The 18,403-nt window shown below is 67.6% G+C and carries 15 protein-coding genes; 6 read left to right on the forward strand and 9 right to left on the reverse strand.

Annotated features, from left to right (window positions below; translation table 11 throughout):
- Window position 1: 1 nt before the first annotated feature.
- The 4 genes from LOC59_RS10465 to LOC59_RS10480 are packed head-to-tail and all read right to left on the reverse strand — an operon-like array spanning window position 2 to window position 3,948.
- On the reverse strand, window positions 2-2,833 hold the full coding sequence (locus tag LOC59_RS10465; protein WP_229971832.1) for a hypothetical protein: 2,832 nt from the start codon (window positions 2,831-2,833) through the stop codon (window positions 2-4).
- Between the two features lie 52 nt (window positions 2,834-2,885).
- Window positions 2,886-3,269 carry a DUF6507 family protein gene (locus tag LOC59_RS10470; RefSeq protein WP_227894921.1) on the reverse strand — a complete coding sequence of 128 codons (384 nt, stop codon included), beginning with the start codon at window positions 3,267-3,269 and terminating at the stop codon, window positions 2,886-2,888.
- A 3-nt stretch (window positions 3,270-3,272) separates the two neighbouring features.
- Complete coding sequence (locus LOC59_RS10475) at window positions 3,273-3,578, reverse strand: pore-forming ESAT-6 family protein (RefSeq protein WP_227894922.1); 306 nt, start codon at window positions 3,576-3,578, stop codon at window positions 3,273-3,275.
- A 34-nt stretch (window positions 3,579-3,612) separates the two neighbouring features.
- On the reverse strand, window positions 3,613-3,948 hold the full coding sequence (locus LOC59_RS10480; RefSeq protein WP_227894924.1) for a hypothetical protein: 336 nt from the start codon (window positions 3,946-3,948) through the stop codon (window positions 3,613-3,615).
- A 267-nt stretch (window positions 3,949-4,215) separates the two neighbouring features.
- On the opposite strand from LOC59_RS10480, the gene LOC59_RS10485 reads away from it, so the two are divergent.
- The 6 genes from LOC59_RS10485 to LOC59_RS10510 are packed head-to-tail and all read left to right on the forward strand — an operon-like array spanning window position 4,216 to window position 12,314.
- On the forward strand, window positions 4,216-4,533 hold the full coding sequence (locus LOC59_RS10485; RefSeq protein WP_227894925.1) for a hypothetical protein: 318 nt from the start codon (window positions 4,216-4,218) through the stop codon (window positions 4,531-4,533).
- Entirely contained in the window at window positions 4,509-5,858 is a 1,350-nt protein-coding gene (gene eccD / locus LOC59_RS10490) for a type VII secretion integral membrane protein EccD (protein ID WP_229971834.1), read from the forward strand. Before LOC59_RS10485 ends, eccD begins: the two co-directional genes overlap by 25 nt.
- Window positions 5,859-6,890 carry a hypothetical protein gene (locus LOC59_RS10495; RefSeq protein ID WP_229971836.1) on the forward strand — a complete coding sequence of 344 codons (1,032 nt, stop codon included), beginning with the start codon at window positions 5,859-5,861 and terminating at the stop codon, window positions 6,888-6,890.
- Complete coding sequence (gene eccCa, locus LOC59_RS10500) at window positions 6,887-10,888, forward strand: type VII secretion protein EccCa (protein WP_229971837.1); 4,002 nt, start codon at window positions 6,887-6,889, stop codon at window positions 10,886-10,888. The genes LOC59_RS10495 and eccCa overlap by 4 nt, the downstream gene beginning before the upstream one ends.
- Entirely contained in the window at window positions 10,885-11,298 is a 414-nt protein-coding gene (locus LOC59_RS10505; RefSeq protein ID WP_229971839.1) for a hypothetical protein, read from the forward strand. The genes eccCa and LOC59_RS10505 overlap by 4 nt, the downstream gene beginning before the upstream one ends.
- Window positions 11,298-12,314, forward strand: a complete 1,017-nt coding sequence (locus LOC59_RS10510) for a DUF6177 family protein (protein WP_229971842.1) — start codon at window positions 11,298-11,300, stop codon at window positions 12,312-12,314. Before LOC59_RS10505 ends, LOC59_RS10510 begins: the two co-directional genes overlap by 1 nt.
- On the opposite strand, the gene LOC59_RS10515 is transcribed toward LOC59_RS10510, so the two are convergent.
- From LOC59_RS10515 to LOC59_RS10535, 5 genes are all read right to left on the reverse strand, one after another.
- Entirely contained in the window at window positions 12,311-13,492 is a 1,182-nt protein-coding gene (locus LOC59_RS10515) for an RDD family protein (protein WP_229971844.1), read from the reverse strand. The two genes, LOC59_RS10510 and LOC59_RS10515, sit on opposite strands and share 4 nt — an antisense overlap.
- A 72-nt stretch (window positions 13,493-13,564) precedes the next feature.
- Window positions 13,565-14,269, reverse strand: coding sequence for a hypothetical protein (locus tag LOC59_RS10520; RefSeq protein ID WP_227894934.1), 705 nt, complete (start codon window positions 14,267-14,269; stop codon window positions 13,565-13,567).
- 159 nt (window positions 14,270-14,428) lie between these two features.
- Window positions 14,429-16,042, reverse strand: a complete 1,614-nt coding sequence (locus LOC59_RS10525) for a serine/threonine-protein kinase (RefSeq protein ID WP_227894935.1) — start codon at window positions 16,040-16,042, stop codon at window positions 14,429-14,431.
- Entirely contained in the window at window positions 16,039-17,475 is a 1,437-nt protein-coding gene (locus LOC59_RS10530; protein WP_229971845.1) for an FHA domain-containing protein, read from the reverse strand. Before LOC59_RS10530 ends, LOC59_RS10525 begins: the two co-directional genes overlap by 4 nt.
- Window positions 17,475-18,365, reverse strand: a complete 891-nt coding sequence (locus LOC59_RS10535; RefSeq protein WP_227894937.1) for a PP2C family protein-serine/threonine phosphatase — start codon at window positions 18,363-18,365, stop codon at window positions 17,475-17,477. Before LOC59_RS10535 ends, LOC59_RS10530 begins: the two co-directional genes overlap by 1 nt.
- Window positions 18,366-18,403 lie beyond the last annotated feature (38 nt).

The following is an 18,403-nucleotide window of genomic DNA, read 5'->3' on the forward strand; positions in this document are numbered from 1 at the left end:
CTCAGAGACTAATCCACATTCTGGAGTCCAAATCGTAAACTCCCACCAGGACCTCGTTCCTGTCCCTGTCTATCCGCCACATCTCGGCGCCGTCCTCCATATCCACTCCATACTTCACCTTTAGCTCCGGAACAATGGGCAGATCATCAACCCGGCTGCTTGTGAGACCGTGCCCGGTGTTCGGCCATCCAGCGGGGTCTTCGAGCGTCCATGCGCCGGCTTCCGTATTGGCATGTTCACGGTAGGCAGCCATGTCCTGTTCCTTGAGCCGCAGGTCTTCCGTGGTCTGTGTGCCGTTTGCGGCCCGGAGCTGCTCAGCGGAGCGGTCGCGCCGCAGCTCTTCCACCCGGGCATCGTTGGAGTAGTCCGGGATGTGGATGGGGTCTGCTTTCTGCGCGTGAAAACGCACCGCATACACAGCTTCGGTTTCTCCGACCTTGTACGGCATGCTGCCGTCGGGAAGAACGTAATCCAGCCTTAGGCCAAGAATGATCTCGTCCACTGTCCGCAGTGAGGCCGTATCCGCGGCTTGGGTGATGAATCCACCCATGCTGCCCTTGTAGGTGTCGGCATTGTCCAGAACGGTGCGAGCATCATCAGCGCCCAGGATCTTCTGGAACGGCTGGCTGATGTCCCCGCTGCCCAGCAGATGCCGGACGTCGTGGACCAGGACCGCCTGCGCATCGGTCAGGTCGTAGTAGTAGCGGGTCGGGATTCCGCGCAGGGCGTTCTCCAGCGGGCTGCCACCGGGGCGAACCGGTCCACGGGCCTCGCCGTCGAAAGCCTTCTCCAGCAGATCAGCAACCTGTGTTTCCACCACATCCGGCGGCAGCTTACCGTCCGGGCCGCGCAGCCCATCCAGGGCCTGAAACTCAGACGGCGGAAGATGGGCAGCAAGGAAATCGTCAGTGTTCTTCCACGTCGCAGGATCCAGGGAGCGCTGCAGCTGCGCAATCTGGTCGTGGCGGGTCGAGACAGTATGAGTGCGGTCCCCGAACTCAACCTTCTCCACCCGGCCCTCAGCGTCGTAGTGCACAACCGGCTTGGGCGCAGGCGCATCCATTGCATCCATGGCATCCGGCGCCTCAGCTGACGCGGACGAATCAGCGTCACCGTTCCGCTGGCCGCCGGCAGCATCGTCAACAGCACCAGGGCGCACATCGTCGGCGTCGCCCTTTACACCCGGACGGGCATCGTCAACGTCCAAGTGGCCCGCTGGAGCAGACGTCTCCGTGGTCCTGCCTGACGGCGTGCGGTCCTCCGGAACGGCATGCCCGGGCTTACCCGACGGCGGTTCAGCACCAGTACCGTTGCTGCGCACCGGGGCATCCGGTGTGGACGACCGGCCGCCGGAGGACTCAGGAACGTTCGTGCGCACCGGAGCATCCGGCGTCGCCGTAGAATGCGGGACCGTGGCCCCGGAGCCTGATCCGCCGCCGGTGCGGGTAGGCGGAGTGTCCGGAGTGAACGCCACGACCCGGGGCCCCGCCCCGCCGGCACCGGCCAGCGCGGGAGTGCCGAACCGGCCGTGGCCGGCGTTGGCCAGCACGGTATCAACCTTGTTCAGGGCCGAGTTCAGTGCCGCCCGGCCTGAGTCCAGCGCTGACTTGCTCGAATCGATCACGAACTGATCCGCCGCCTGCCACGCGGCGCCGACCTTGCCGACGGTCACCCGGGAGGTGTCCACCACGGTGGTGATGGCGTTGATCTTGAAAGCCTGCGCTGCGTCCGTGATCTTCACCGTTACAGCCCCCACTTTGCCGATGCCGGAGGCATTCACCACCGCAGAGACCTTGCCTGAGGCGTTGGCTATGTCGCCGATCTTCCCCGCTACCGAGCCGACCTTCGCCGTGGCTCCAGCGCCTGCCGTGAGCAGGATCGAAGCCAGGTCGAACGACGTCGCGCCGGCAGCATAGGCAGGATCGGTCTGCCATTCGTCCCAGTGGATAGCGGCCTTGCCTACGGCCAGCAGTTCGTCGCCGGCCTGCCGAACCCGGTCGCCGTTGCCGCTGGCTAGCAGAGCCACCTGGACGACGGGGCTGGTCATGATGGCCAGGTTGGTCGCCAGAGCCCCCAGGCCTTTCCAGGTCTGTGCGAAGGCCTCGCCGCCGCCGAGCCCCACCATGTTGCCCAGGCCGGTGACCGTGCCCGTAATACCGCTCCAGACACCCTTGCCGAAGGAGGCAACACCGTCCCATGCATCCCGGTACCAGGGTTTGTCCCATTCGGTGGGCTGCCCCCAGGGAACATTGCCCTCCACTGCGGCTGCGTCGAGCTGCTCCCCGCTGAAGCCGAACTCCACTTCGCCGGTGCCGGCGCCCTCTTCAGTGGTCAGGACGTAGGACGGGCCGCCGTAGATAGCGCTGATCGCGTTGGCGCAGACGCGCTGGGCTTCCTGGAGATCCGCGTACAGCAGGTTCAGGTCGCCGATGATGTTCTGTTCGGCCTGGATCAGGCCTTCGTCGTCATCCCAGTCGTCCTGGCTGCGTCCACGGGTCCGGGAGAAGAAGTTGGCAGCGTCGGCCTTCACCGCGTCCAGCCGCACCTTGAGGGCGTCCACCGTATCCGCGTAGGCCAGCACAGCTTTATCGACAGTGCCAACGTCGGAATCGAGATCCCCGGCGGAAGTTGTGACCGGACGGAAGGCGTTGAACACCACCTCGGAACCGGCGATGTCATAAACGTCCGGTGACTGCAGGTGCGACCACGCTGCAGATGATTCCTCGGCCGTGTCCACAACGTCGCCGACGGCGCTGACCAGCGCTGCGGCTGCCGCGCGGATCGCTTCCGGATCCGGCAGCACAGCCTCGAACGCTGCGATGTCGATACTCAATGGTTTCCCCCGGGTTTAGCTGGATACGAATGCCGACGCGACTGCGCCTGGCCTAAACGGCCTGTGGCCCAGGTCCTGAATGAACGGCGGGTTCAGGCGCCTGTGGCGGATTATCCGCGGCCCCCTGGGCTGCACGCATCGACGCTTCACGGGCATCGTCGGCCATCTGCGCATCGGATTCGAGCAGGATGGTCAGAACATTGTTGACAGCGTTCACGGCATTTGAGGACCGGCCGGCAATGTTGGTGAAGGCGGGGTTGATCAGCTTCTCTGTCAGAGCGCCCAGTTCCGCAGCCACCGGCTCTGCCATGCAGGCCGTGGCCAGCTCGCTGATCTTCTCCCCCACCGCGGTGAATTCCGCCTGGTATTCCTCCAGCAGCGGTGCTACCTGCTGGAGGACTCCGGACACTGCACCGGGGTTGACGTTGTAGCTCACCGGCTAGCCAATGTTCTGGACAGCGCTCCTGGCACGCGACCCGGCGCTGGTGGCGGTCTGGTCGTTGAGGTTCAGCGTCTGCTTGACCAGGGCAATGATGTTGCGGGTCTCGTTGGCGGCGTTGCGGAAGCGGTTTTCCACTGCCTGGTACTCCTCGGAGACACCGTCGGCCTGGAAATCGGACATGGCCGCGTTGACGGCCTTTTCACGCTCGCCAATCAGCGACTCAAGCCGGGCAACAATGCTCTGGATGTCCCCCTGCACGGCGGCAGAGGTGTCGGTGTCATAGCTCAAACGATCCTGGGACATGGCAGTTCCTTTCGAAGAACGGGTGGGAAGGGGCTTAGCGCGAAGAACCGAAGCGGGCGGCGTCGAAGCTTGCCGCACCCTGCTGCTGGGCCGCGTTGTCCGCCGATTCCTGGTCGCCCATCTGGAAGGAGCGGTCCATTTCGGACTGGCCCATGAGGATTGCCGAGAGCGAACTGTTCAGCTCATTGGCGATCTCATCAGTGCGGGCCTTGAATTCATCGAAGCGCACCCGCCCCTGGCCGTTGAACTTGCCCTGCAGCGGTGTGACCGCCTCCATCAGGTTCCGGACCAGCTGGCCCAGGTCCTCGTTGGAGTGCCCCGTCTGCTGCGTCAGTGTTCCAAGGGTCGAGGACCCCATATCGAATTTCATGTCAAACCACCTTCGGCACCTGCGTGCCCTCGTCCGGTCATTCCCCCCGCTGCCGTCCGGGCCGGCGAGTGCCAAGCCGTTCCGCTGAGCGGTACCCCACCATCCAAGCCGTATACGGAATCTGACGCAATGGGGAGAACTACCCATGTGGATAAGCCTCGCGCCGGCGCGGGCTGCGGCCCGTCATCTGGCAGGATATGTAGCGTATCTGTAGTTGGGGGGAGGCACATCATCGCAAACGACTACGACAACCAGCTCATCGAGTCTGTGGCGGTCCGCCGGAACCGGCTGCTCACTGCCTTGCTCTACGGCAACAACCCCAACGAACGCCGCTGGGCGGACACCGTGAAGCTCTTCCTGTTCAGCATTGCCGTTGCGGCCCTGATCGCAGCGGTCTGCGTCGGCTACTCCTTCGTCACGAACCTGCTGGAGCAGAACCGGGCCAAGCAGGAACAGCAGCAGCAGCAAAGCAGCGCAGGGGCACTCGGCGGAGTGCACGACGGCGGTACGGCCTCTGCCTCAATCCCCTTCCTAAGCATCGAGACAGGAGCCTGGCAGCCATGGCGCATGCCTATACACGGGTGACACTGGTTGGCCGGCAGCGCCATCTGGATTTACTGCTGCCCTCTGACCAGCCGGTGGCAGCCCTCATGCCCCAGGTCCTGGAACTGCTGGGCGACGAGCCCTCCGAGGATGTGGCCGCCAAGGTCCTGGTCGCCCCCGACGGCACAGAGCTCACTCCCGGCGACACCCTGGCCGGAGCCGACGTCCTGGATGGGACCTCCCTGCAGCTCTGCAACGCTTCCGAGGCTCCCCCGGCCCCGATTGTCTACGACGTTACGGACCTGGTAGTCGCCGAAACCGAAGCAGTGCGCGGACGGTGGAACCAGCACTGGAAGAACGCCTGTGCAGGAGTATTCGCCGCCGTGGGTCTCTGGACCGGGGCCGAACTGCTGCTTGAGGCGCTTGCTCCGGGCTCAGCCTGGTGGCTCCTTGCCGCCCTTTCCCTCCTGACCAGCGGCGCCGGGGTTCTCCTGGCGCGGCGGAGCCCAGTCTCGCCCGTGGGGCCGGCTGCGCTGGGTGCGGCATGGCTCATCGGCCTTGGATCATCCCTTCACGCCGCGGGGATCCTCGGCGGAGAAGGGGCTGAGGACTACAGGCGTGCCGGCCTGATCCTCGCCGGGACAACCGTCGTGGCATTGATGGCCCTGGGAGCAGCAAACCGCCAGCCCAAAGCCATGTATACCGGCGCGCTTGTGAGCGTGTTGGCCGCGGCCGGCTGGAGCGCGGCCGTCGCCGCCACCGGCAGCGCGGTCCAGGCCTCCGCTTTAGCCGGGATCGCCAGTGTGCTGCTGCTTGGGCTGCTTCCGGGCCTGGCGCTGGCAGCCTCCGGCCTCGCTGCACTTGATGACCAGCGTGCCAAGGGCGGCCAGGTGGGCCGTCCCGATGCCCTGGAGTCCGTCGCCTCCGCACACACCGGGCTCGCTGTGGGCGCAGCTGTCACCGCTACCTCCGCTGCCCTGGCGTTCTGGCTGCTGGGCACGGACAGCGAACAGCAGGCCTGGTCGCTTCCGCTCCTCGCCGTCCTCACACTGGCAGTGTTCCTGCGTGCCCGGGCTTTCCCGCTGGCACCGGAACGGCTGGCACTGTACGCCGCCACCGCCGTCGGACTCGCTGCCCTGATGGCAGGCAGCAGCCGCTGGTTCGCCGGGCAGCCCTGGGTTACCGGAGCACTGGTCCTGGCCTTGGCGGCAGCCGTATGGATTGCCCTGTCCCTAAACCTGCCGGACCACACCCAGGCGAGGTTCCGCCTGGCCGCCAAGCGGCTGGAAACCCTGGCGATCCTCGCCTCCGTTCCCCTCGCGGCAGGCATGTTCGGTATCTTCGCCCAACTGCTGGAGAGCTTCTAGATGACATCCATGGATCCCAGCGGAGGCTTCGGCGCACCTGGTCCGGTCTCCGACGACGGTTTCGAGTCCACACCGCAGCGCCTGCGGCGCACCCTGCGCACCCGGCCGGCGGAAGGGCCCGCACGCCGGTTCCTGGCCCAGGCCGCCGATATGTTCCGGGGCGATGACTATCCCCAGTCACTGGCCGAAGCCGCTGCCGGCGTGCAGCAGCCGGTTACCACCGGCCGGCGGATCGCCGTCGTCGGTTTCCGCGGCGGTGCCGGCCGGACCACTGCAGCGGCCCTGCTTGCACGCACCTGCGCCTCGCTGCGCGCTGACGCCGCGGCGGCCGTGGACCTCGCGGAGGCAGGGACGCTGGCCCTTCGGCTCGCTGCGCCGTCCGCGCCTCCGCTGGACGACATCGCAGCGCGCCTCGGCCGCACCATCCCCGGGTCGCTGGCAGAGGTGCGCGGCTATGTCGCCTCCCCCGGCCCGGAGAACCTGCTGGTCACCGGGAGGCGGTCCCCCGCCGCCGCGCAGAAAGCCACCGACGACGACGTCCTTCACCTTTCCCGGGTGCTCTCCCGCTATTGCCCGGTCACCGTGTTCGACTGCCCGCCCGGTTTGGGCCCGGAGGCTGTGCGCTGGGCTCTTGCAGAGTCCCATCTGGCCCTCTTCGTGACGCCGGCGAGCGTCGCGGGGCTGGACGATGCAGCACGCGCGGCTGAGCTGTGGCGTGGCAACCCGGCCCTGGCACAGGTTCCCCTGCTCGTGCTGCTGACCAGGACCGCGGCGCGCAGCGCCCTGCGTCCCGCCGCGGAAGCCCGGCGTCTGCACCGCGCCGGGGTGGAAACGGCCGTACTGGACTACGACGCCCATTTGGCTGCCGGCGTCGAGATCCAGCCCCGTCTGCTCTCCCGGGCTGCCCGGCTGCAGGCCGCGGAGCTCTCTGCCCGCGTGCTTTCCGCTGCATCCGCAGCTCCCGGCATGCCTGCCAGGCGGGCGGCATCGCGGCAGGCCGAAAGCGGGACCGGGCGAAGGGCACGGGTATGAGCATCAGGCTGCTCCACCGGCCCGCCCGGACCACCCCTCCCGCCCGCAGCATGGAAGCCTTCACCCTGGATGCCCCGCCGCAGATCGAGGGCGGCAAGGGCGGCATGAACATGATGTCCCTGGTGCCGCTCCTCGGCGCCGGGGTTTCCATGACGGTCATGATGCTGTTCCGCGGTTCGCCGCTCGCCGCGGTGGGTGCGCTGATGATGATCGTGACCATCCTGGCCTCGATCGTGATGATGGTCAGCCAGCGCGGAAAGCAGGGCAGGGCACGCCGGGAGCAGCGGGAGAATTACCTCGAGTACCTGGAGCGCTGCCGGCGGACCCTGCGGGCTGAGGAACAGAGCGCCGCTGCCGTCGCCCGCGCAGCCAGCCCGCCGCCGGACGCCCTTTTCGATATCATCCGGAACCATCGCCGGCTCTGGGAACGCCGCCGCCACAACGAGGATTTCCTGCACACCCGGATCGGCACCGGCACGCGGCGCAACCGGGAAATCACCATCCTCGATTCAGGCTCCGCCCTGGCCCGGGAAGACACGTTCATGGCCACCGAACTGCAGATCCTCAAGCGCCGCTACGAGGCGAGTCCGGATTTGCCCGTCACCGTGCCGCTCGACGGCGCCGGAACCGTCAGCGTGGTCGGTTCCCGGCCGTTCGTGCTTCAGGTCTCCCGCCTCCTGCTGCTGCAGTCCGCAGCCTTTTCCTCCCCCGAAGACCTGCACCTGGCCCTGGTGTCCGGGGAAGAATCCCGCAGCGACTGGGAGTGGGCCACCTGGCTGCCGCACCTGGCAGACCAGGACAAAACCCACCGCACCGGACCGGTTCGCCGCGTGGCCCCGGACATGGAATCGATGGCGGACCTGGTCCAGGACGACCTGGTCCGGCGGTCGAACATGGCAGCCGAAGCCCGCAAGAACTTCCTGCGCGGCGGCATCGGTTCCGCCCTGCCCCGGCTGCTGATGGTCTCGGACAGCTACGGCCGGCTGCCGGCAGAGCTGCCGCTGCCGGACCGGCAGGCATCTCCCGGCCAGCTGGGCATCACCACGGTCCACCTGGTCGAGGACCGGGGACAGGAACCCGGCGAAGTTTCCGTGCGCATCTCCGAAACCGAGACCGGTTTCCTGCTGGAGAACTTCCGGGCGGACCCGGTGGAACCGCGGGTCGATTCCGGTGTCCTCGACACACTTCCGGTGGCATTGGCGGAGTCCCTGGCCCGGTCCATGGCCCCCCTGCGGCTCTCACCGGATTCCCTGGAACACGAGACCTCCGGCAGCTCCGAGGGGTTCCTGGACATGCTTGGCCTTTCCCCGGCCCTGGATGAGGCTGATATCCGCCGCCTCTGGCAGCCGCGCAGCGACGTGGATTTCCTGCGGATTCCGCTCGGCGCGGACGACCGCGGGCGTCCGGCGCTGCTCGATTTGAAGGAATCCGCCCAGTTCGGCCACGGCCCGCACGGGCTCTGTGTCGGCGCCACCGGCTCCGGCAAGTCCGAGATGCTGCGCTCCCTCGTGGTCGGGCTGCTGGCCACCCATCCTCCTGAGCTCCTCGCAATGGTGCTGGTGGACTACAAGGGCGGCGCCACGTTCGCTCCCTTCGCCGATGCCCCGCAGGTCACCGGCGTCATCACCAACCTCTCCGACGACGTCAGCCTCATCGAGCGGGTCTACGCCAGCCTGTCCGGCGAAATCCAGCGCCGGCAGGAAGTCCTCAAGGACGCAGGCAACCTGGCCAACATCACCGACTACCAGCTGCACCGGCAGCACCGCATGGCCCAGGGCCAGGACGTTGCACCCCTGCCGCACCTGGTGGTCATCATCGACGAGTTCGGTGAACTGCTCACTGCACGGCCCGACTTCATCGAGCTGTTCCTCTCCATCGGCCGGATCGGCCGTTCAATCGGCGTCCACCTGCTGCTCTCCAGCCAGCGCATCGAAGGCGGAAAGCTGCGCGGCCTGGATACCTACCTCTCCTACCGGATCGGCCTGCGCACCCTCTCCGAATCCGAGTCGCGCACCGTGCTGGACACCCCGGATGCCTTCCACCTGCCCCCGGTTCCCGGCTTCGGCTACCTCAAGGTGGACACCACCACCTACACGCGGTTCAAGGCCGGCTATGTCTCCGGTCCGCTGGAAGACGCTGCACCGCCGGAGCCGGAGGCGGCAGACGAATCACTGCCCGTGCTCGAAGTCCCGCGTTATGCGGCCGCCCTCGAGCCCGCTGCCAACGCCCAGGGCGCCGCGGCGGCGTCGACGTCCTCCGCCAAACGCACCACCGGGCCCACGGTGCTCTCCACCCTGATGGAAACCCTCTCCCGGTTCCCCCGCGCCGTGGACCCGATCTGGCTGCCGCCGCTGCCGCGCGGCCTGGCGCTGGACACTGCAGCCGGCGGGGTGCTGACGACCAGTCAAGGCCTGCGGCTGAATGCCGGGGGTAACCTCTCCATCCCGGTGGGACTCCTGGACGACCCCGCCAAGCAGTGGCAGGGAATCTGGAACCTCGACCTTTCCGCCAACGGAGGCAACGCCGCGATCGTCGGCGGCCCGTCAACCGGCAAGAGCACCGCGCTGCGCACCATCGTCGCTTCGCTGGCGCTGACCCACACTCCCTCGGAAGTGGGCATCTATGCCGTGGACCTGCTCGGCAGCTCGCTGCTGCCGCTGGAGGGCCTGCCGCATGTGGGCGGGGTGGCGGTCCGCACCAACCGCGAAGTGGTCCGCCGGACGGTGGATGAAATCCTCGCCATGCTGACCCTCCGCGAGCGGATCTTCGAGAAATACCAGATCGACTCGCTGTCCACGCTCCGCTCGCTCTCTGCCCAGGGCCGCATCCCGGAACTTCCCAGCGCGGACATCGTGCTGGTCCTGGACGGCTACGGGCAGCTTCCGGATGAGTTCGAGGACATTGAAAAGTCTGTCCATTCCCTGATCTCACGCGGCGGCGGCTACGGCATCCACGTGGTGGTCACCTGCTCGCGCATGAACGAGATCCGCATTGCCCAGCAGAGTTTCTTTGGCAACCGGATCGAGCTGCGGCTCGCCGACCCGGGTGAGTCATCGCACGGCCGCAAGCTCGCAGAGGCGCTCAGCCCCGGCACGCCCGGCCGTGCCCTGACGGACCGGAAACTGCAGGGACACTTTGCGCTCCCCCGGATCGACGGGGACCCGGACGAGGGCTCAGCCATCCAGGGAACACGCAACCTGGTTGCCGCCGTCGCCGCCTCCACTGACGGGCGTGCCATGGCAGTGCGGGTCCTGCCTGCCACCGCACCGGCTGATCCCTCAACCGTTCCCACCGTGCAGGGCCTGGTTCCGCTGGGCCTGCGCGAGACAGACCTGGGGACGGAGAACCTGGACCTGCAGGGCCGCGAGCACCACCTGGTGGTCATGGGCGATGACGCTTCGGGCAAGTCCAACGTGCTGAAAACCATGATCCGTACCCTGGCCGCCCAGCACAGCGCCGATGAGATTGTGTTCGCCGTTTTTGATCCGCGCAGGGCCCTGGCCGGCGAAGTGCAGGAGGATTACCTGGGCGGATACGCGACCAGCGCGGCACTCGCCGAGAAGCTGGCAGCCGCCGTTGCGTCGGAACTGGAGAAACGCGTCGGCGCGTCTCCCGAAGAAGTAGCCGCATCCCCGCGCGTGGTCCTGGTTGTGGACGATTACGACGTCCTGACCGCCGGCGGGTCCTCACCGCTGGCACGGCTCACCCCGTACCTGCCCCTGGCGCCGGAAATTGGGCTGCACACTGTCCTCTCCCGGCGGGTACGCGGTGCCAGCCGCGGCATGTACGAACCGTTCTTCACCGCCCTGCGGGACTCCGGCAGCGCCGCGCTGATCCTCTCCGGTGACCGGACCGAGGGCGGACTGATTAACGGCGTCCGCGCGCGGTCCCTTCCGCCGGGCCGTGCGCAGCTCATCCAGCCCGGACGGCCGGTGCAGATGCTGCAGCTCTTCCTCAATGACGCCGATGCCGAAGCGTCTGTGGGGAGCGTCCGGTGAGTTACCGGTGGACGGTCCTCAGCACGGAAGAACCCAGCCGCAGGGTGATCGTGGAGTCCCTGCTGGAAACGATGCCGGACAAAAGCATGCGTGAGGCCGCCGAAGGCCAGGTCATCGAAATCGTCGACGGCGAGCGGGTCCCCGTTGCCGTCGAACTCCCCCGGCTGATCCGGGTTCCGGGCGAAGTCCTGCGGCTGGGCAAAGGAGCAAACGTCAGCGCCCCGGCCGGCTCCGGCGTCCCGGCGTTCTTCACCGCCGAAGGATCCGGGTCCGCGCAGCCGCTGTGGTGGCTCGATGTGTACGCGACCGGCGGGGCGCACGACGGCGGTGCCCTGGCCGATGCCCTCTGCCACGCAGTTGCGCGGCGCACCGCCGGTGTTGTCCTGCTCCCGGAAGGAACCGGAAGCTGATGCACGAGTCAGCCTATGATTTCCTGACACCGGCGACCGCCATGGTTTTCTGTGACCAGCCGGTGGTAAGCCTGAGCCCCTGGCTTGCCCGTGCCCACACCGGAGCGGTGCGCTCCGGGCGCCGCTTCGTGGTCCTGACTCCGTCCGCGTCCTCGATCACGCTGCCGCTCTCGGCCATGCTGGACGGGCAGTCGGCGGCCTGGCTGGCGACGTCGCCAGACGGCGGGTTCTATGACGCCGTGACCGGGCGGAGACAGGTATGGGACGGTGCCGAGCTGCGCCCCGGCGACGGCGTTGCTGCCGAGTTCCTGTCCGCAGAACGCGTCGAAAGCGCGTACTTCCATATCCGGGCCAGCGTGTTCCACCCCGCATCCCTCGCCACACAGGCAGGCGCTTTTACGGCCCGCGTCTTTGAAGCTGCCACCGGATCAGCGCCCGTCGGCTGGGGCCTGTATGAACCGGTCAGCGAGCTCTGGGACGCGGCAGCCTTCTCCGAGCACTGCTACCGCCGCTCGCCTGGCACCACCCGGGCGGTGGTCACAGGTTCCGCGCCGGGCCGGGCAGGCGGTCCGGCGACGGCGGCCGGAAGTGTCGCCGTCGTGACCGTCGAGCGCACCCGTTCGGGTGTGGTGGAAACTGTGGAGCTCCTCGCTGAGGCAGAGGCGCCCTTGACCGACGCCGGACTCGATGCGTTCCTGGAGGCCATGCACGGTGCCCGGTCACGAACCGCCGTGCTGGCCTACGGGCTGGGATACCGCGATCTGGCCCGGCCTGCCCGCTTCACCGGGACCGCCGTGCCCGGTTGCGCCCTGTTCGGCCCCGAAGCCCTGGCGGGCAGGTCTGCACAGTCCGCGCTGGCGCTGGCCGGCTCACGCGCGGGGCTATTGGGCACCGCTCCGGCACAGTCCCTCGGGGTGCGCTATGCCCCCGAACCCGTTGCGGGCGAACCCCATCCGCTCGAAGCCTACGGGCAGTTGCTCCTTGAGCTGGGCGGGTCCCCCGGGTCCTCCGCCTAGCCGACTTTGAAGTGCCGGTCCCCGAAGTAGACGGTGCTTCCCGCAGGGGCCAGCACGGGGCTGTGTGCCTGCAGGGCCGTATGCCGCCCGTCCGGTGCCACGACGGAGCTGCCGTTGGTCGAGTTCCGGTCCGTGACCCAGAGACCGGACGCGGCGTCTGCCTGCAGGTGCAGGTGGGTCTTGGAGACCGAACGTCCCATGTCCGCGAAGTCAATCAGCTTATCGACGCTCTCACCGATCGCCGCCGCGGGATTGCGTCCCAGCAGTGCAGTTCCCGTAATGCGTACCGCGGCGCCGTCGTCGAAGATGAGCAGAAGCGCCGCGCCGCCCTTCGGACGGGAGACGACGCGGGTCATTTCGACATCCAGCTCGTCGTCCGCCGGAGCAGGCGCCGGAGCAGGAGCAGGATACGGAGCAGGAGCAGGCGCTGGTGCTGGAACTGGTGCCGCTGCGCGGCGGGCAGATACTCCGGGCACCTGGCTGATGGGCCCGGGAGCGTCCTCGGCCTGCGGCACCCAGCCGGTCCGCACGGGTGCGGGACCGGCTGTGCCGGGTGCGGGAGGGGACGGGAGGCTGGCGCCAATGCGCCCCGCCAAGCCGGCGCCCTGAGCCGCCGGAGCCGCCGCGGATGCAGCGGAAGGCTCAGGGAACGGCTCCCGGTCCGCGAATGGTGCCTGCTTCGTTCCGGGGACTGCCAGTTTTTGCGGTGGCGCGACGGACGTCCCGTTGGTCCACCGGCCCCCGGTGAGCAGCGGATCGCGCCCGGCCCGGATATCCACCATGAGTGTGTGTGCAGCTTTGTCGTGCCAGCCCTGCCTGCGGTGCGGGTAGTCCCACAGGTTGGACACCGTGAGGATCCAGGGACCCGCCACGGTTACCCCCGAGGCCAGCAGTATCAGGTTGCGCACAAGTACGGCTGCGAGGCCCGGCGCATGGCCGTCCTCGCCCACGGTGCGCAGGCCCAGCAGCCGGTTCCCGGGAGTCTGCCCGCTGCCTGCTTCCCACAGCAGGATCCACAGGAGGTAGGCCGCGGCCGCAGCAGCGCACACCGCTAACGCCAGATGTCCGGGGATCATCAAGGCCAGCAGGACGAGCACCAGAAGGGGAACGCTGTCCACCGCCCGGGCGGCGAGCCGCTGCCCGGCAGTAGCGTTCACGAGATTTGGGTTTGTTGCCATGACCTTCCAGTTCCAGATTTCCAGCTTTGTCGCTTGCCGCACTCTGAGCCGCGCCGGAGCGCGGCCTTGCCGCTAGCCGTCGGTTTCTTCGCTCATCTGATCGAGCAGGCCCAGGTCTGCTGCGGTCACCAACTGGGACGTCACGGCATGCTCCACCAGCCTGGCACGCCGGTTCACGGCCAGTTTTCCCGGTCCGCCGCGAAGCCCGGCAACGCCCACCCGGTCGAGTTTGTCACAGACGTTGTCCAGCTTCCGGTTGAACCTGGTCTGCGACCATCCCAGCCTCGCCGCAGCATCGGCGGAGGAAGGCAGCGAGCTGTACCCCGTCCCGTCCCGCCGGAGCAGCGGTTCGGCCAGTGCCACAATCACGGCGCGCTGCGACGGAGTGAAGACCACCGGTCCAATGGTGGTTTCTCCCGATCCCGACCCGTCCAGGGGGTCGTGCCGGAACGCCGGGGTCTTCAGATGGACGTCGAACTCGTAGGTGGTGGGTCCGGCGGTGAATATCACCCGGGTCTGTTCGAAAACCAGCGGGATCCTGGCCCCGGGAGCGACCCACGCCTGCATTCCGCCGGTGGAGTCGGAAATGGTCGCGGAGATGCGGCTGCCGATGTTGGTCAGCCACCAGATGGAATTCTCCTGCGCGATGGTCAGGAACTGCCGGTGAAGGTACGGATTGTCGTCGATCGCAAGGTCTCCCTCGCGCCCGATGCGGAACACCGTACCGTCCTCGGGTTCGTACCATTCCCCGCTGAAGTCAATCGCCAGATCCCCCAAGATCCATCTCCTTCTTACGACGCCGTCCCCGGTCCGATTCAGCGGACCAGCTTGGAGCAACGCACGCAGATGCTCCCCCAAAAGCTCATTATGTCGCATAATCTTCCCGGCTACGGCCCACGGCATGGCGGTCCCCAGCCCGGTGCGAGACTGCGGGCCTTATTGGGTACAGGCCGCGGCCGGTTCAGAGGCACGGCCGTTGGCCCTGGCCACCTGGACTTCGATGCAGGTCTGCACTCCGCCGGAGGGAAGCACTGCCTCGGTTTCCGCCGTCCGGACCAGTTCGCCCCGGCTGGTGGCGGTCACAGTGCGCCAGAGATAAATGTCCCCGTCCTGCGGTTCGGGATTGGTCCAGGTAAACACCGCTTCTCCGGCTTCCTGGGTTCCGCTCAGCGCCGCGGGAGGAGCAACGGCACCGTCCAAACCTCCAAGGGCGTTCGACGGCGGCTGGGTCGGCGCCGGCGCAGCTTCCCGCCGCGGCGAGTCCGGGGGCAGGAGCAGCGCCAGCAGGACAACGGCCAGCACGACGGCGGCGCCAATGCCGGTGAGCAGGCGGCGCCTCGCCGGGGTGCCGTCCGGAACGGCTCCGGGTTCATTGCCCTTACCGCTGTCGGTGTGGTGGAGGCTTTCCTTCACACCGACCGGTGTTGCGGGGAACTCGCCCGGAGCAGGAGCTTCAGCCGCTGCGGCCGGCGCCGGCCGGCGCTCGCGCAGAACCGTACCTTCTTGTCCAGTATCTTGCCCGGTATCCGAATCCGGACCGCCGTGCGGCCCGCGCGGTAGCAGGCGATGGCCTGCACGGAGGGTCGGCGGAAAGGTGGTTGCCGAGGGGTCGATGGACACGATCTGGCGTACCCGGGTCCGCTCGCCGTCGTCCTCTTCGTCTGCCTTTTGCCGTCCCGCATCCTCAAGTACGGCGAATTCAGTCACCGCAAGATTGAGCTCAGCCTGGGTCCGCTGCAGGGCCAGCGCAAAGGCATACGCGGAGGAGTACCGCGACTCCGGAGACTTGGCCATGGCCGTCGCGAGGGCAAGCTCGAGAGACTCCGGTACATCCGCACGTCCGGTGGGACGCAGCGGTTCGGAAATGATGCGGTCCACCAGGTCCCGCTGGGTATTGCCGTGGCCGGGCCGCACAAAGGGCGAGCGTCCTGCCAGCAGCGTGTACAGCGTGGCGCCCAGTGCGTAGATGTCGGCGCGGATCCCGTCCACTCTGGCACCGGCGAGGGCCTCGGGCGGTGACCACGGGATGGACATCCCCACGTGCCCTTCGTCCTCGGCGTCCATGGTTCCCGAGATGCCGAAGTCGGTGAGGGCCGGACGGTTGTAATCAGTGGTCAGGATGTTGCCGGGTTTAATATCCCGGTGCGCAATCCCTGCCCGGTGGGCCGTCTCGACGGCGGAGGCTACCTGGATGCCGACGGCGAGGACCTCAGCCAGCGGCAGCCCGCCCTGCCGGTACCGCGCGTCGAGGCTGGGGCGGGAGCAGTACTCCATGGCCAGGTACGAGCGGCCATCCGCCGTGGTGTCCGCTTCGTAGATCGTGACGATATACGGATGGCTGGACAGCTGCGCCATGAGGTTTGCTTCCGCTTCGAAGCTGGCCCGGGACGTGTCTTCGCGCAGGTCCGAAAGCAGCACTTTGACGGCGACGCGGCGGCGCGGGCGGTCCTGCTCGTAGAGGTACACGTCGGCAAACCCACCCGAGCCCAGGTGTTCCAGGAAACGGAACCCCGGGATGCCGGGAGGCGGCGCGGGCGGCCGTTTGGTCATGCCAGTCCCTCGAAGCGGATGGAGACGTTGTCACCGAGCTCGGCCACGTCGCCGTCGAGCAAGATGGCTGCTTCGCCCTGAGCCAGGCGGCGCGGAAGCTGCCCTTCCCTGACCAGCACGGTGCCGTTGGTCGAAAACAGGTCCCGGAGCATGACATGCCAGCCTTCCAGCCTGATCTCCGCATGGGAGCGGGAGATATCCCCGCTGTCGCTGGGCACCTGCACCATCTTGGGCAGGACTGCTCCCTGCACGCGGGACGCTGACGGCTGCCTGCCGATGACGAAGTTCCGGTCCAGCTCAAAGACAGCCCCCGTGGAGAGGCGCATCACGCCCAGGCTCGGCCGGGGAGCCGGTGCCGGTTCCCCGGAGAGTTCACGGCCGCAGGCCTGGCAGTGGCCGGCCGTCGGAGGATTCACGTGTCCCTGGGGACAGGTTCGGGCCAGGACCGTGGGGCCGCTCTCTTTGGCTGCGGCGGAGGGTTGGCCGCCGGAAGCGGCTGGTGCTGAACGGATCGTCTCTCCGTCCTCGGCCGCTTCATCGTGAAGTTGATCCAGCCGCGGTGTCCCGGGGACGGCTGTCCCGGGCTGGGGGCTGAATCCCATGATGGTCTCTCCGTCATGGTCTTCAAGGACGGGGGGCAGCGTTTCCGTTGGTGCGTCTTCTTCTGCCTGTGGGGCCGGTGTCTGGACAGGGGGTTCCTGGGGCGCGGCCCGTTCGGGTGCTTCAGCGGCAAGGGGCGGCGGCGTGAGTTTCAGCCAGGGAACGGCCGAGCTGAGATCCGGCCCGCCGGATGCCGGTTCCGCCGGTTCCGCCGGTGTGGGAGGAACCGGGGGTGCCGGAGGGGATGCAAGCGTCGGAGCGGCTACGGGTGCCGGAGTGACTGCGGGCACCGGAGTGACTGCGGGCGCCGGAGTGACTCCGGGAGCCGGAGGCGCCGGAACACCCACGCCGGTGCTTGCTGCAGGGGATTCCGCGGCAGCTGCGTCGAGATCGAGTTCAATCCGGGATACGGCGGCCATGCCCTCACGCAGGGTGAGCAGGGGCAGGCGGGCATTGGCGGCGTCGTCCTGCGGGACCGGCGTGAGCACAGCCAGTCCTGCCGCCGGCAGTACCTGTTCGCTCCAGGTGCGCAGGTGGGCTCCTGTTGCTGCCGGTCCGTCCTGGCCGGCGATGCTCAGTTCAAGCGGTCCGCGCAGCAGTACATTGACCTGGCCGTCCACGGAGAGCAGCGCAAAGGGCGGCAGCTGGCTGAGCGGACTGTCAGCGAGTGCGCCGGTGACTGCCTGGAAGACGCCGTCCAGGGAAGGCCCGGAGGACAGTGCCGACCACAGCTCATCGACGCGTTCCTGGCTGGTCTGCGGCGGAAGCAGGACCAGGCGGGAGTCACGGACCAGTGCGATCCAGGCACCGGGACGGTACCGCAGCCCATCCATCACTGACCGTTTTCAGTCGTTTCCGGCATGTGCTGCTCCGGCTGGCCCGGGCGTTCCCCGGGGGCAACACCCGGTGCAGGGAACGTCTCCCGGGTGATCCCCGGAAGGGTGATGGCCCCTGAGTCCGGGTTTCCGGTGCTCGATTCGGCGTCGACCACCAGGACCGTCACGTTATCCCGGCCGCCGGCCCGCAGCGCAGCCTGCACCAGTGCGGCGCAGGCGTCCTGGGGATTGCTGACCGAGGAAAGGATCTGGAAGATGTGGCCGTCGCTGACCTCACCCGTCAGGCCGTCCGAACAGACCATGAGCCTGTCCCCCGGCTCGACCGGGATCAGCCAGAAGTCGGCCTCGGTGTCGTTGCCTGTTCCAAGTGCCCGGGTGACAACATGCCGCCGCGGATGGACCAGCGCCTCATCGGGGGTGATCTGTCCCAGGTCGACCAGTTCCTGGACCTCGCTGTGATCCACGGTGATCTGTTCCAGCACGCCCCTGGACACCCGGTAGGTTCGGGAGTCGCCCACGTTGAACACCAGCCAATACGGCTGGGACTCTTCCTGGACCAGGACGGCGCCGGTCAGCGTGGTTCCCGCGCGGCCTCCGGTGGCTTCCCGGATCTGGCGGTCTGCCTTGGCAAGGAGTTCTTCGACCTCGGTGGCCGAAACCTGGGGCAGGTGCTCACCCACGATCCGTGAGTCTCCGAGCGTCCGCACGCAGATGCTGCTGGCCACCTCCCCCGCTTCATGTCCGCCCATACCGTCGGCCACAGCGAAAATGGGATCCGCTGCGATCAGGGAGTCCTCATTGAGTTCACGCCGCAGGCCGCGGTCTGAGGCGTAGCCGAACACTGCTTGGAGTTCCAGGGCCTCAGAGGTCGTTTCGTCGGAATTCATTCATGCCCTATCCGGAAGCTGCTTGTCTTGGTGTTACT

It is taken from the genome of Arthrobacter sp. zg-Y916 (genome assembly GCF_020907385.1).
Taxonomy (GTDB): Bacteria; Actinomycetota; Actinomycetes; order Actinomycetales; family Micrococcaceae; genus Arthrobacter_B; species Arthrobacter_B caoxuetaonis.